Raw genomic sequence first — 703 nt, 5'->3', positions numbered from 1 at the left:
GTCATAGAAGAGATTGTATTAAGTGCGACATATGGATTGGAAGAAATCAAGAGCGAAGTAAGTATTATAGAAGAAACAGTCCTAAGTGCAACATATGGACTAGAGGAAATTAAGAGTGAAGTAAGAACAATAGAAGAGACCGTGTTAAGTCCAACATATGGACTGGAAGAGATCAAAAGCGAAGTAAGAACGATAGAAGAGACCGTATTAAGTGCGACCTACGGATTGGAAGAAATAAAGAGCGAAGTAAGTGTAATAGAAGAAACTGTCCTAAGTCCAGCTTATGGACTAGAGGAAATTAAGAGTGAAGTAAGTGTAATAGAAGAAACAGTCCTAAGTCCAGCTTATGGACTAGAGGAAATCAAGAGCGAAGTAAGTATAATAGAAGAAACAGTCCTAAGTGCAACATATGGACTAGAGGAAATTAAGAGTGAAGTAAGAACAATAGAAGAGACCGTGTTAAGTCCAACATATGGACTAGAGGAAATCAAGAGTGAAGTAAGTGTCATAGAAGAGATTGTATTAAGTGCGACATATGGATTGGAAGAAATCAAGAGCGAAGTAAGTATTATAGAAGAAACAGTCCTAAGTGCAACATATGGACTAGAGGAAATTAAGAGTGAAGTAAGAACAATAGAAGAGACCGTGTTAAGTCCAACATATGGACTGGAAGAGATCAAAAGCGAAGTAAGAACGATAGAAG

Annotated in this window: 1 protein-coding gene; it reads left to right on the top strand. The window is 37.1% G+C overall.

The window, feature by feature from the left end:
- On the top strand, positions 1-703 hold a 703-nt coding region (locus ACX6CF_RS25790), incomplete at both ends, for a leucine-rich repeat protein (RefSeq protein WP_458788255.1).

The sequence above is a fragment of the Vallitalea sediminicola genome (genome assembly GCF_054408565.1).
This window is presented reverse-complemented; position numbering and strand designations above follow the sequence as displayed.